The sequence below is a fragment of the Janthinobacterium svalbardense genome (genome assembly GCF_002327145.1).
In the GTDB taxonomy this organism is placed as follows: domain Bacteria; phylum Pseudomonadota; class Gammaproteobacteria; order Burkholderiales; family Burkholderiaceae_D; genus Janthinobacterium; species Janthinobacterium tructae.
Genome location: NZ_CP023422.1, coordinates 2,020,587 through 2,033,201, shown reverse-complemented (window position 1 = coordinate 2,033,201; position 12,615 = coordinate 2,020,587). Strand labels below are relative to the sequence as shown.

Sequence of the window (12,615 nt, the reverse complement as noted above, 5' to 3'; positions counted from 1 at the left end):
GCGCGCCGGGCGAGGCAGTCATCAGACGAGATGTTGTACGCTGATGCAACCCGGCGGGAAAGGCACGCCGCCGGCGGCCTGCGCATCTTCAAGTGGTCATTATGTCGATAAAAAAACCGATCAAGCACTACCTCCAGTTCTCCGATTTCACGTTGGAAGAGTATGAATATGTGATCGAACGCGCCCATCTGATCAAGCGCAAGTTCAAGAATTACGAGATCTACCATCCACTGATCGACCGCACCCTGGTGATGGTCTTTGAAAAGAACTCCACCCGCACGCGATTGTCGTTCGAAGCGGGCATGCACCAGCTGGGTGGCGCGGCCATCTACCTGAATACGCGCGACTCCCAACTGGGCCGCGGCGAGCCGGTGGAAGACGCGGGCCAGGTCATGTCGCGCATGTGCGACATCATCATGGTGCGCACGTTTGGCCAGGAGATCATCGAGCGTTTCGCCGCCAACTCGCGCGTGCCGGTGATCAATGGACTGACCAATGAACACCACCCGTGCCAGGTGTTTGCCGACATCTTCACCTACATCGAACACCGCGGCTCGATCGCCGGCAAGGTCGTCGCCTGGATCGGCGACGCCAACAACATGCTGTACTCGTGGCTGCAGGCGGCCGAAGTGTTCGGCTTCCACGTCAACGTGTCGACGCCGCAGGGCTACGACATCGACTTGTCGCAAGTCAAGACCGAGCGCTACACCTTCTTCGCCGACCCGTCGGACGCCTGTGCCGGCGCGCACCTGGTCAACACGGACGTGTGGACCAGCATGGGCTACGAAGCGGAAAACGCGGCCCGCATTGCCGCCTTCGACGGCTGGATCGTCGATGGCGCGAAGATGGCCCGCGCCGCGCCCGACGCCCTGTTCATGCACTGCCTGCCCGCCCACCGCGGCGAGGAAGTGGCCGCCGAAGTGATCGACGGCCCGCAATCGGTGGTGTGGGACGAGGCGGAAAACCGCCTGCACGTGCAAAAAGCGCTGATCGAGTACCTGTTAATCGGTAAAATCAACTAATTCGCCAGGTACCACAACCATTCTGGCAGCATCGCAATACATACATCGACAACGACAACTGGAAGCAATATGAGCGACATTAAAAAAGTAGTCCTGGCCTATTCCGGCGGACTCGACACCTCCGTCATCCTGAAATGGCTGCAAGATAACTACCAGTGCGAAATCGTCACCTTCACGGCCGACCTGGGCCAGGGCGAAGAACTGGAACCGGCGCGCGCCAAAGCCATCAAATTCGGCATCAAGCCGGAAAACATCCATATCGAAGACGTGCGCGAAGAATTCGTGCGCGATTTCGTCTTCCCGATGTTCCGCGCCAACACCGTGTACGAAGGCGAATACCTGCTGGGCACCTCGATCGCCCGTCCGCTGATTGCCAAGCGCCTGATCGAAATCGCCAACGCCACGGGCGCCGACGCCATCTCGCACGGCGCGACCGGCAAGGGCAACGACCAGGTGCGTTTCGAACTGGGCGCCTACGCCCTGAAGCCAGGCGTGAAAATCATCGCCCCATGGCGCGAGTGGGATCTGCTGTCGCGCGAAAAACTGCTGAAGTATGCGGAAGACGCCGGCATCGACATCGACATGAAGCACAAGAACGGCGGCGCGCCGTACTCGATGGACGCCAACTTGCTGCACATCAGCTTTGAAGGCCGTCACCTGGAAAACCCCAGCGCCGAAGCGGAAGAAAGCATGTGGCGCTGGACCGTCAGCCCTGAAAACGCGCCGGACGAAGCGGAATACCTGGACATCGAATACGAAAAAGGCGACATCGTCGCCATCAACGGCGTGCGCATGTCGCCTGCCACCGTGCTGGCCGAACTGAACAAAGTTGGCGGCAAGCATGGCGTGGGACGCCTGGACCTGGTGGAAAACCGCTACGTCGGCATGAAATCGCGCGGCTGCTATGAAACCCCGGGCGGCACCATCATGCTCAAAGCCCACCGCGCCATCGAATCGATCACCCTGGACCGCGAAGTAGCCCACCTGAAAGATGACCTGATGCCACGCTACGCCTCGATGATCTACAACGGCTACTGGTGGGCGCCCGAGCGCGTTGCCCTGCAAACCCTGATCGACCATACACAGGAAACCGTGAACGGCTGGGTACGCATCAAGCTGTACAAGGGCAATGTCATCGTCGTGTCGCGCGATTCGAAGACCGATTCGCTGTTCGACATGAACATCGCCACCTTCGACGAAGACGGCGGCGCCTACAACCAGGCCGACGCCGGCGGCTTCATCAAGCTGAACGCCTTGCGCATGCGCATCGCCGCCATCGCCCGCGAAAAACGCGGCCAGAAGTAATTGCTTACAGGGAGGCACCGCCTCCCGCGCCAAGCGAAAGCCGCCCACGGGCGGCTTTTTTACGCCTGAAACGCACTCGGCCGCGATTTACTGCCCTGCAGCTCCCGTATCACCCCCCGTTTTGCTGTCCGCATGGCAAAATGCTACAGTGCAATTTAGAGCACCTAACATAACCTACTGCGCGGCGCGATTTGCGGCCTGCGATGCTCACTGTGCATGCGCACAGTTGCGCTTCTCAGCCGCAACTCGCTGCCGCTCGCTACGGTTCTGTTAGGCGCTCTTAGTCGAAAACTTCCCGCTTCCGGAGCCACCATGTTCAAAGACCTGAGTATCAAGAATAAACTGTACCTGGGCTTCGGCTCCATCGTGGCCATCATCCTGATCCTGCTGGGCGTCGCCTACAACAGCTTTTCGCGCCTGTCGGAAGCCAATGCATGGGACCGCCACACGATGGACGTGCTGGTTGAGATCGACAAGATCCACAATTCCATCCTGCAAATCCAGGTGGAAGTGCGCGGTTTTATCCTGACTGGCAACGAAGCCTCGCTGAACCCGGAAACGGACGAGATGGCGGTGCTGAGCCAGCACACGCAAAAAGCCATCGCCATGACGGCCGACAACAAACAGCAGTCGGAACGCTTCCGCAAGATCGACCAGCTGACCACGACCTGGGTCAAGGAGTGGATCAATCCGCTGATCGAGAAGCGCCGCGCGCTGGGCAATGGCCCGGGCGCCACGGAATCGGTGGCGCGCAGCATGCCGCCTGGCGGCTACCCGGCCGTCAAGCAGGCCAACAAGCTGCTCGACGAAGTCGCTGCCGAAGAGTCCCGTTTGCTGGCCGAACGCACGGCCACCACGGCGAAATTGCAGGAAACCATGCTGCTGACCCTGGCCCTGGGCGGCTTGCTGTGCGTCGTGCTGGCGCTGGGCATTTCCTACCTGCTGGGCCGTTCCATCCTCGGTCCGCTGAACAACCTGACCGATGCCGTCGGGCGCATCGCCGGCGGCGAGCAGAACGCGCGCGCCGCCATCCTCTCGCGCGACGAGCTGGGCAAGGTGACGGAAGAATTCAACCGCATGGCGCAAACCATCCAGGACAACCAGGCCAATGAACTGGCCGCGACCAACAGTTTGCGGGCCAAGGTCGATTCGCTGCTGGAAGTGGTGTCGAAGGCGGCCTCGGGCGACCTGACGGGCAAGGTCGGCATCACGGGTAGCGACGCCATCGGCCAGCTGGGCAATGGATTGGCGAAGATGTTCGAAAACCTGCGCAGCCTGCTCAACAATGTGCAAAAGGCCGGCATCCAGGTGACGACGTCGGCCACGGAAATCGCCGCCTCGGCACGCCAGCAGGAAGCCACCGGTATTGAGCAAGCGCAAACGAGCGTGGAAATTCTCAGCACCACCAAGGAAATTTCGGCCAACACGAGCCAGTTGCTGAAAACCATGGAAGACGCCACGGCCGTGGCCGACTACACGACGAATGCCACGGCCGAAGCGCAAAACAACCTCAAGCGCATGGATTCGACCATGCAGCACATGGTCTCGGCCACCGATTCCATCAACGCCAAGCTGGCCGCCCTGTCGGAAAAGGCCAGCAATATCAATAGCGTGCTGATCACCATCACCAAGGTGGCCGACCAGACCAACATCCTATCGCTGAACGCCGCCATCGAGGCGGAAAAGGCGGGCGAAGCGGGCCGCGGCTTCTCCGTCGTGGCTACCGAGATTCGCCGCCTGGCCGACCAGACCTCTGTTTCCACCTGGGACATCGAGCAAATGCTCAAGGAAATGCAGTCGGCCGTGTCGGCCAGCGTGATGGGCATGGATAAATTTTCCGAGGAAATTCGCCGCAGCGTGGGCGAAGTGCGGCAAGTGGCCGAGCAGCTGTCATCCGTGATGGACCAGGTGCAAAAGCTCACGCCGCAATTTGATGCCGTGCTGCAAGGCATGCAGTCGCAAGCGATAGGCGCGTCGCAAATTTCCGACACCATGATGCAGCTCAACGACGCCACCCAGCAAACGGTGGAATCCTTGAAAGCCACCAGCGAAGCGGTGCACCAGCTGCAATATGCGGCGGGCGACCTGCAGTCGAGCGTGTCGTCCTTCGCCGTCACCATCTGATCCCATGAAAGTGCTGCTCTTTCACATCGGACGCGACCGCTATGGCCTGCCCCTGGCCAGCATCGTGCGCGTCTTGCCGCTGCTGGAGCTGAAACAATTACCGCTCACGCCAGACTATGTAGCCGGCCTGATGGACTTGCACGGCGAGCCCGTGCCCGTGATCGATCTGTCGCGCCTGGCCGGGCTGCCGGCCGCCGCCGCGCAGTTCGACACGCGCATCGTCATCGTCGACTACCGCGCGCCTGGCGGCGCCACGCATGCGCTGGGCTTGATGGCCTCGCAGGTGCGCGGCATCGCCGACATCGACCCGCAAGGGCTTGAAGACAGCGGCGTGGCGACGGCACCGTTCCTGGGCCAGGTGGCCAGCGACGCCGACGGCATCGTGCAGCTGGTCGAACTGGCACACCTGCTGCCGCCGGACGTGCGTGCGCTGCTGTTTCAAGACGCGAGCGCGGCATGACGGCACAAGCCCTGCTGCGCCGCGCGAGCGGCCTGTCCGTCTCCAAAGCCGTGGCCGAGCGGGCCGTCGGCCAGCGCATGGAGCAAACGGGCTTTAGCGATAGTGCAGCCTACCTGCAGGCGCTCACGCCGGCCGAAATGACGCAGCTGATCGAACTGGTGGTGGTGCCCGAATCGTGGCTGTTCCGCGATCCGCAGGCGTTCTACGCCAGCGTCGAACTGGTGCAGGAACGCTGGGCGCGCGGGCGCGCCACGCGCATCCTGTCGATCCCCTGCGCGGGCGGCGAAGAACCGTATTCGATGGCCATGGCGCTGCGCGACGGCGGCGTGCCGAAACAGGCCTTCAGCATCGACGCATATGACCTCAGTCCCGGCTGCATCGAGCGGGCGCAGGCGGGCATCTATGGCCGCAACGCCTTCCGTGCGCAGGACGTGGCCTTCCGCGAGCGCTATTTCACGCACGTGGCCGATGACGCCTACCGCATCATCGATGCCCTGCGCGAACAGGTGACCTTCAGGCAGGGCAATCTGCTGCAGTTCGATACTGCCACCTACAGCCGCCATTACGACGTCATCTTTTGCCGCAACCTGCTGATTTATTTCGACAAGCCGACCACGCGCGCGGCCATCCATAACCTGTCCGCCCTGCTGGCCGACGACGGCATGCTGCTGGCCGGCTATGCGGAAGTGCCGTCGTTCTGCCAGAACGGCTTTGCGCCGCTGCAGTTCCGCCAGGCCTTCGCGCTGAAAAAGGAAGCCACGCCACCGGCCGCCGTGATCCAGGTGACCGCCTTGCCGCCGCCGACGCGCGCGCTGCGCAGCGTGCCGCCCGCGCCACGGCCCGCGCCGGCCCGCGCCGCCCCTGCGCCGGCGGCGCGTCCGCGTCCCGTGCCAGTGCAGGCACCGCAGCCACCAGCGGATCTGCTGGCCGAAGCGCGCCGGCTGGCCGACCGTGGCCAGTTGCGCGAGGCGGGCGAAAAATGCCACGCCCACCTGGCGCGCGTGCCCGAGGCGGCCGAAGCGTATTTCATGCTGGGCATCATCAATGAACTGGCCGGCAAGATGGACCTGGCCGACGACTACTGGCGCCGCTGCATCTATTTGCAGCCGGACCATTACGAGGCGCTGTGCCACCTGTCCCTGCTGGCCGAACGCAATGGCAACCACACGGCCGCCGCCACCCTGAAGGCGCGCGCCGCGCGCATCTACCAGCGCCGCCAGGCATCCAACTAAGGGGTATGCATGACATCCATCATCGGCAGCGAGACCCCGGCATCCATCGACGACTGCTGGAACCATATCGGCGTGGTCGGCGACCAGAGTTGCCCCAGGCTGCCAGCCAACGTGCATTGCCGCAACTGCGACGTGTATGCGGGCGCCGCCCAGCGCAACCTGCAGCGGCCCGTGGACGCACACTACCAGCGCGACTGGGCCAGCCACTTCCGCCAGATCGATGCGGGCGGCGAAGTGCACGACAGCTCGGTGCTGGTGTTTCGCATCGGCCGCGAGTGGCTGGCGCTGCCCACGCGCGTGTTCGACGCCGTGGCGCCGCAAGCGAAGCCGCACGTGCTGCCGCACCGCAGCGGGCGCGGCCTGTCTGGCATCGTCAATATCGGCGGCAAACTGTATCCGTGCATGTCGCTGGCCACCCTGCTGGGCATCGATGAGCAGGGTGCGCCGCCCGCCAAGGGACGCCATACGTTCGCGCGCCTGTTGCTGCTGCGCTGGGAAGAGCAAGCCTATGCCCTGCCCGTGGCCGACCTGCACGGCATCGTGCGCTACGCCTCGGGCAGCCTGCAAACGCCTGCCGCCACCATCAACAAGGGCCTGTCGCGCTATCTGTCTGGTGTCATCACCGAGGGCGACATGCGCATCGGCTGTCTGGACACGGCGCTGATCGGCTTTCAACTTGCGAGACTATTACGATGAGCCAGGACCAGCACGGCGACCTGAGTGCCTTTTCCATGCTGGACCTGTTCCGCATGGAGGCGGACAGCCAGACCCAGATTCTCACCGATGGCTTGCTGGCCATGGAGCGCCATGCGGGCGACGCAGCCGCCGTCGAATCGATGATGCGCGCGGCGCACTCGATCAAGGGCGCCGCCGCCATCGTCGGCCTGCAAGTGGTGGTGCAGCTGGCGCACGGCATGGAAGACAGCTTTGTCGCCGCCCAGCATGGCCGCTTGAAACTCACGCCGGAGCGGGTCGACGTGCTGCTGTCGGGCGTCGACCTGATCGTGCAGCTGTCACGCCTCGACGATGCCGGCGCCGAAGCGTGGCTGGCCGCCAACGCGACGCAGATCGACCAGACCCTGAACGCCATCGCCGGCATCGCCGAGCTGCCCGAACTGCCAGCCCTGCCCTCGCTGTCTTCGCCTGTGTCGTCCTCCCCCGCAGAACTGCAAGCGACGGTGGCCGGCGGCCTGGCGGGCGAGGAAGTGGAGTCGGTGGCCGCCCACGCGCCGCGCACCGGCGCGCCAGCCAAGGCCCAGGCGCAGAATTTCGACAAACTGCTGTCGCTGGCCAGCGAATCGCGCATCAATGCGCACCAGATGCACCCGTTCATCGGCGCCCTGCAGCGCTTCAAGCGCAACCAGAGCAGCCTGTTTTCCGCCATCGAACAGCTGCATGTCGCCATTGCCCGCTCGGGCGACCCGGACCTGATGGAAAAATCCCTGCTGGCGCTGCACAAGACGCAGCCCCTGAAGCAGTTCATGCTCGAGCACATCGCCGATATCGAAACCTATGAACGGCGCTTGCTGGCCGTCTCGCAGGGCATGGTCGACGAAGTGCTGGCGCTGCGCATGCGCCCTTTCCGCGACGGCATCCACGCGTTCCCGCGCATGGTGCGCGACCTGGCGCGCAGCCTGGGCAAGGAAGTGCAGCTGGAAATCGACGGCGAAGACACCCTGGTCGACCGCGACATCCTGGCGAAGATCGAAAGCCCGCTGAACCACATGCTCAGGAATGCCATCGACCATGGCATGGAAGGCCCGTACGAGCGCATCGACGCCGGCAAGGAAGCGCTGGGCACGATACGCATGGAAGCGCGCCACCGCGCCGGCATGCTGAGCATCGAGATCAGCGACGACGGGCGCGGCGTCGACCTGGAAAAAATCCGCCAGTCCGTCATCGAGCGCAAGATGGCCAGCCCCGCCATGGCCGCCGCGCTATCGCCGGGCGAGCTGCTGGAATTTTTATTCCTGCCCGCCTTCAGCCTGAAAGCCACGGCCAACCAGTTGTCCGGACGCGGCGTGGGCCTCGATATCGTGCACGAGACGATACGCCAGCAAAACGGCACGGTGCGCCTGGAATCGGAGCAGGGACGGGGTTTTCGCGCCCTGATTACCCTGCCGCTGACGCAGTCGATCGTGCGCGCGCTGGTGATCGACATCCAGGGCGAGGCCTACGCCATCCCCATCGTCAAGGTGGAAAGCGTGGTGCGCGTGCCGCAAGCGGCCATCCACACCCTGGAAAACAAGCAGTTCTTTGAACTCAAGGGCGAGCATCTGGGCCTGGTGTCGGCGGCGCAGGTGCTGGAGCTGGGCGAAATGCCCAGCAGCGCCGACGATTTGCCGGTGGTGGTGATCGGGCGCGGCAAGCAGAGCTATGCGCTGGTGGTCGACGCCATCCGCGGCGAGCAAAGCCTGGCGGTGCAGGCCATCGATCCGATCTTTGGCAAGATGCGCGACATTTCCGCCGCCGCCCTGCTCGACGACGGCGAGCCGGTACTGATCCTCGACGTGCCCGATTTGCTGCTGTCGATCGACAAGCTGCTGCACGAGGGCGGCCTGCACCAGCTGGCGCAGGCAGGCCACACGCAGCAGCGCCGCGCCAAGCGCATCCTGGTGGTCGACGATTCGCTGACGGTGCGCGAAATGGAGCGCAAGCTGCTGCTGGCGCGCGGCTTCGACGTCGACGTGGCGATCGACGGCATCGACGGCTGGAACGTGGTGCGCAGCGGCGAATACGACCTGGTGATCACCGACGTGGACATGCCGCGCATGGATGGCATCGAGCTGGTCTCGCTGATCAAGAAGGACCTGCACCTGCACAAGCTGCCGGTGATGATCGTCTCGTACAAGGACCGCCCGGAGGACCGCGCGCGCGGCCTGTCCGCCGGCGCCGACTATTATCTGACCAAAGGCAGCTTCCACGACGAGACCTTGCTCGACGCGGTGGCGGACCTGATAGGAGATGCCCGCTTATGAGCTGCACTTCATGAAAATTGCCATTGTTAACGATGTCGCCATGGCCGCCGAAGCCCTGCGCCGGGTGGTGGCCAGCACGCAGGAGCACCAGGTGCTGTGGATCGCCCGCACGGGACTCGAAGCGGTGCGCATGTGCGAGGGCAACCGCCCCGACCTGATCCTGATGGACCTGAACATGCCGGAGATGGATGGCGTCGAGGCGACGCGCCTGATCATGGAGCAAAGCCCGTGCGCCATCCTGGTGGTCACAGGACGCCCGCAAGACAATGTCAACCAGGTGTTCCGCGCGCTGGGTGCCGGCGCGCTCGACGTCACGGCCACCCCCGTGCTGCAGGGGGAAGTGGGCGGCGACAGCGAACTGCTGGCCAAGATCAAGACCATTGGCAAGCTGATACGCCACAGCACCGAAGCGCCGCCGCCGCGCCAGGTGCAAGCCAACGGCGAGCGCGGCGATGGCCAGATCACCACCCTGGTGGCCATCGGCGCCTCGACGGGCGGGCCGTCAGCGGTAGCCAAGGTGCTGTCCGGCTGGACGGCGCCGCCCGGCTGCGCCATCGTGGTAGTGCAACATATCGATGAAACCTTCGCCTCGCATTTCGCCAAATGGCTGGACGATCAATTGGACATGCCGGTGCGCGTGATCGCCGAGGGCGACGAACTGGTGGCCGGCAGCGTGCTGGTCGCCAAGACCAATGATCACCTGCTGCTAGATCAAAATTATCGTTTGGGTTACGATGCGGCACCACGCGAGTATGTTTACCGTCCTTCCGTCGATGTCTTCTTTCATTGCGTGGCACAGCACTGGCGCGGCGATGCCATCGGCGTGTTGCTCACAGGCATGGGCCGCGATGGCGGCGACGGCTTGCTGGCCATGCGCCGCGCGGGCAAGACGACGATAGCGCAAGACCAGGCCAGCAGTGCCGTGTATGGCATGCCGCGCGCGGCAGCCGAACTCGATGCCGCGCAGCAAATCCTGCCATTGGATAGAATAGGCGCCAGCCTGCGCAACCGCCTGGGCGCAAAACTCAACAATGGGTGGGAGTCCTCCCCTAACATCTGAAAAGAATGCAATGCCAGAATTTTCCTCCAGTTTCACCCTGCATGAGCCCGCATTGACCGAATTCAAGGTCAGCGTGCTGCTGGTGGATGACCAGTTGATCATTGCTGAGGCAATCCGGCGCATGCTGAGCGACCAGCAGGATATCGAGTTTCATTACGTGACCGACGCCACGCAGGCGCTGGACACGGCGCTGCGCTTGCAACCGACCGTCATCCTGCAAGACCTGGTGCTGCCGGGCATCGACGGCTTCGCGCTGATTCAACTGTACCGCGAAAACGCGGCGCTGGCGCATGTGCCGGTGATCGTCTTGTCGGCCAAGGATGACCCAAAACTGAAGGCCCACAGCTTTGCCGTCGGCGCCAATGATTACGTGGTGAAACTGCCGGACCGACTGGAATTACTGGCGCGCATACGCTACCATTCCAACGCGCACATCAGCCGCCTGCAGCGCGACCAGGCATTTCGTTTTCTGCGCGAAAGCCAAAAAAACCTGGCCGATGCGAATATTGAATTGCAAAAACTCGCCGCCCTCGATGGCTTGACGGGCATCGCCAACCGCCGCCGCTTCGATGAAACCCTGCAATTCGAATGGCAGCGGGGCCAGCGCGACAAGACGCCGCTGAGCCTTCTCTTCTGCGATATCGACCATTTTAAAAGCTATAACGATCACTTTGGCCACCTGGCGGGCGATCTGTGCCTGAAAAAAGTGGCCGCCGTGCTGACGGAGCATCTGAAACGCCCGGCCGACCTGGCAGCCCGCTACGGCGGCGAGGAATTCGCCCTGATCCTGCCCGAGACGGAACTGGCAGGCGCGCTGCAAATCGCCGAAGCGTGCCGGCGTCACCTGGAGGGCTTGCAGATCGAGAACCCGGCGGCAAGCACGGGCATCGTCACCATCTCGATCGGCGTGGCGACCATCGTGCCGTCGCCGGAATCGACGGTCGAACAACTGATCAACCGCGCCGACCAGGCCCTGTACGCGGCCAAGCGCGGCGGACGCAACAGCGTGTTGAGCGCCGATGACGTCGAAGACTGATTTTTAACTGAAGGAAAGTGAAGCATGAGCACACAACTGGACAATGTCAGCGTCGTCAAAAAGTCGAATATCTACTTTGACGGCAAGTGCGTCTCGCACAATGTCATCCTGGCCGATGGCACGAAGAAAAGCGTGGGCGTGATTTTTCCGTCATCGCTGCGCTTCAACACGGGCGCGCCGGAAACGATGGAAATCGTCGGCGGCCTGTGCAAGGTCCGCCTGGCCGACGCGACAGAATGGAACAGCTATGCCGCAGGCCAGGAATTCGAGGTCCCGGGCAATAGCCATTTTGATATTGAAACCGTCGAAACTGTCGACTACGTCTGCCACTTCGGCTAATCAGACAAACACAGGCTCGGGCGACAGGCGCACGCCATATTTCGCCTCTACATCATCCTGTATCGCTTTCGCCAGCCGGGTAATGTCCGCGCCACGAGCGCCGCCATTATTCACCAGAACCAGCGCCTGCTTGGGATACACTCCCGCGGGCCCCAGGTTTTTTCCCTTCCAGCCACACTGATCGATCAGCCAGCCAGCCGCCAGTTTTTCCGTGCCATCGGCTTGCGCATGGTGCACCAAGGTGGGAAAACGTTCCAACAAGGCAAGACACTGCTCGCGTGACACCACGGGATTCTTGAAGAAGCTGCCCGCATTGCCGATCACGGCCGGGTCCGGCAATTTGCGCCGGCGTATCGCCATCACCGTTTCAGCCACCTGTTGCGGCGTCGGTTCGGCAAGATGGCGCTCGGCCACGGCCTGTGCCAGTTCCGCATAGCGCAAGTTCGGCTGCCACTCGGCAGGCAAGGCAAACGTCACTTCCAGCACGATCAGTTCGCGCCCGTCCGCCTGCTTGAAGATGCTGTCGCGGTAAGCGAAACGGCAAGCGTCGCGGTCCATGTCGAAGACGATGCCGCTGGCGCTGTGCATGACGCTCACGCTATGCAGATAATCCTTGATTTCAACGCCATACGCGCCAATATTCTGGATAGGGGCCGCGCCCACCGTGCCGGGGATCAGCGACAGGTTTTCCAGCCCGCCCACGCCTTGCGCCAGGGTCCACTGCACGAAGTCGTGCCAGTTTTCACCGGCGGCGGCCGTGACGAGGATGGTCTCGAAGTCGGCCTGCGCCAGGCGCATGCCGCGCGTGGCCATGTGCAGCACGGCGCCGGGAAAGTCGCCCGTCAGGACGATGTTGCTGCCGCCGCCCAGGATCAGGCGCGGCATGGCGGACAAGGCGGGATCTTGCAGCGCGGCCTGCAATTCGGCTTGCGAAGTGATGCGTACGTAGGCGGCCGCATTAGCCGTGATGCCGAAGGTATTCAGGCGCTGGAGGGAGTAATTGTGTTCGATGGTGAGCTCTGGATGCATGGGATAGGGGAATTTTGCTCGATTATAGAG

The 12,615-nt window shown here is 63.1% G+C and carries 11 protein-coding genes; 10 read left to right on the top strand and 1 reads right to left on the bottom strand.

Annotated features, from left to right (window positions below; translation table 11 throughout):
* Window positions 1–101 precede the first annotated feature (101 nt).
* The 10 genes from argF to ppnP all read left to right on the top strand — a co-directional run bounded on the left by argF (window position 102) and on the right by ppnP (window position 11,556).
* Window positions 102–1,022, top strand: coding sequence for an ornithine carbamoyltransferase (argF, locus tag CNX70_RS08995; RefSeq protein ID WP_096234423.1), 921 nt, complete (start codon window positions 102–104; stop codon window positions 1,020–1,022).
* Between the two features lie 69 nt (window positions 1,023–1,091).
* Window positions 1,092–2,327, top strand: a complete 1,236-nt coding sequence (locus CNX70_RS08990) for an argininosuccinate synthase (protein WP_096234422.1) — start codon at window positions 1,092–1,094, stop codon at window positions 2,325–2,327.
* A gap of 312 nt (window positions 2,328–2,639) precedes the next feature.
* Window positions 2,640–4,451, top strand: a complete 1,812-nt coding sequence (locus tag CNX70_RS08985) for a methyl-accepting chemotaxis protein (protein ID WP_096234421.1) — start codon at window positions 2,640–2,642, stop codon at window positions 4,449–4,451.
* Between the two features lie 4 nt (window positions 4,452–4,455).
* The gene (locus CNX70_RS08980) at window positions 4,456–4,911 is read left to right on the top strand and encodes a chemotaxis protein CheW (RefSeq protein ID WP_096234420.1); all 456 of its coding nucleotides are present in this window, start codon (window positions 4,456–4,458) and stop codon (window positions 4,909–4,911) included.
* The gene (locus tag CNX70_RS08975; protein WP_096234419.1) at window positions 4,908–6,143 is read left to right on the top strand and encodes a CheR family methyltransferase; all 1,236 of its coding nucleotides are present in this window, start codon (window positions 4,908–4,910) and stop codon (window positions 6,141–6,143) included. Before CNX70_RS08980 ends, CNX70_RS08975 begins: the two co-directional genes overlap by 4 nt.
* A gap of 9 nt (window positions 6,144–6,152) precedes the next feature.
* Window positions 6,153–6,839, top strand: a complete 687-nt coding sequence (locus CNX70_RS08970; protein WP_096234418.1) for a chemotaxis protein CheW — start codon at window positions 6,153–6,155, stop codon at window positions 6,837–6,839.
* The gene (locus CNX70_RS08965) at window positions 6,836–9,121 is read left to right on the top strand and encodes a hybrid sensor histidine kinase/response regulator (protein WP_096234417.1); all 2,286 of its coding nucleotides are present in this window, start codon (window positions 6,836–6,838) and stop codon (window positions 9,119–9,121) included. Before CNX70_RS08970 ends, CNX70_RS08965 begins: the two co-directional genes overlap by 4 nt.
* A 10-nt stretch (window positions 9,122–9,131) precedes the next feature.
* The gene (gene cheB / locus CNX70_RS08960) at window positions 9,132–10,181 is read left to right on the top strand and encodes a chemotaxis-specific protein-glutamate methyltransferase CheB (protein ID WP_096238347.1); all 1,050 of its coding nucleotides are present in this window, start codon (window positions 9,132–9,134) and stop codon (window positions 10,179–10,181) included.
* A gap of 10 nt (window positions 10,182–10,191) precedes the next feature.
* Window positions 10,192–11,217 carry a diguanylate cyclase gene (locus tag CNX70_RS08955; RefSeq protein ID WP_096234416.1) on the top strand — a complete coding sequence of 342 codons (1,026 nt, stop codon included), beginning with the start codon at window positions 10,192–10,194 and terminating at the stop codon, window positions 11,215–11,217.
* Window positions 11,218–11,241: 24 nt separating this feature from the next.
* Complete coding sequence (gene ppnP, locus CNX70_RS08950) at window positions 11,242–11,556, top strand: pyrimidine/purine nucleoside phosphorylase (protein ID WP_096234415.1); 315 nt, start codon at window positions 11,242–11,244, stop codon at window positions 11,554–11,556.
* On the opposite strand, the gene murB is transcribed toward ppnP, so the two are convergent.
* A complete protein-coding gene (gene murB / locus CNX70_RS08945; RefSeq protein WP_096234414.1) occupies window positions 11,557–12,585 on the bottom strand; it encodes a UDP-N-acetylmuramate dehydrogenase in 1,029 nt (342 codons plus the stop codon).
* Window positions 12,586–12,615: the final 30 nt, after the last annotated feature.

Bases quoted from the DNA above. Each gene is read 5' to 3' on its own strand.
- argF (WP_096234423.1), top strand. From the start codon at position 102: ATGTCGATAAAAAAACCGATCAAGCACTACCTCCAGTTCTCCGATTTC.
- CNX70_RS08990 (WP_096234422.1), top strand. From the start codon at position 1,092: ATGAGCGACATTAAAAAAGTAGTCCTGGCCTATTCCGGCGGACTCGAC.
- CNX70_RS08985 (WP_096234421.1), top strand. From the start codon at position 2,640: ATGTTCAAAGACCTGAGTATCAAGAATAAACTGTACCTGGGCTTCGGC.
- CNX70_RS08980 (WP_096234420.1), top strand. From the start codon at position 4,456: ATGAAAGTGCTGCTCTTTCACATCGGACGCGACCGCTATGGCCTGCCC.
- CNX70_RS08975 (WP_096234419.1), top strand. From the start codon at position 4,908: ATGACGGCACAAGCCCTGCTGCGCCGCGCGAGCGGCCTGTCCGTCTCC.
- CNX70_RS08970 (WP_096234418.1), top strand. From the start codon at position 6,153: ATGACATCCATCATCGGCAGCGAGACCCCGGCATCCATCGACGACTGC.
- CNX70_RS08965 (WP_096234417.1), top strand. From the start codon at position 6,836: ATGAGCCAGGACCAGCACGGCGACCTGAGTGCCTTTTCCATGCTGGAC.
- cheB (WP_096238347.1), top strand. From the start codon at position 9,132: ATGAAAATTGCCATTGTTAACGATGTCGCCATGGCCGCCGAAGCCCTG.
- CNX70_RS08955 (WP_096234416.1), top strand. From the start codon at position 10,192: ATGCCAGAATTTTCCTCCAGTTTCACCCTGCATGAGCCCGCATTGACC.
- ppnP (WP_096234415.1), top strand. From the start codon at position 11,242: ATGAGCACACAACTGGACAATGTCAGCGTCGTCAAAAAGTCGAATATC.
- murB (WP_096234414.1), bottom strand. From the start codon at position 12,585: ATGCATCCAGAGCTCACCATCGAACACAATTACTCCCTCCAGCGCCTG.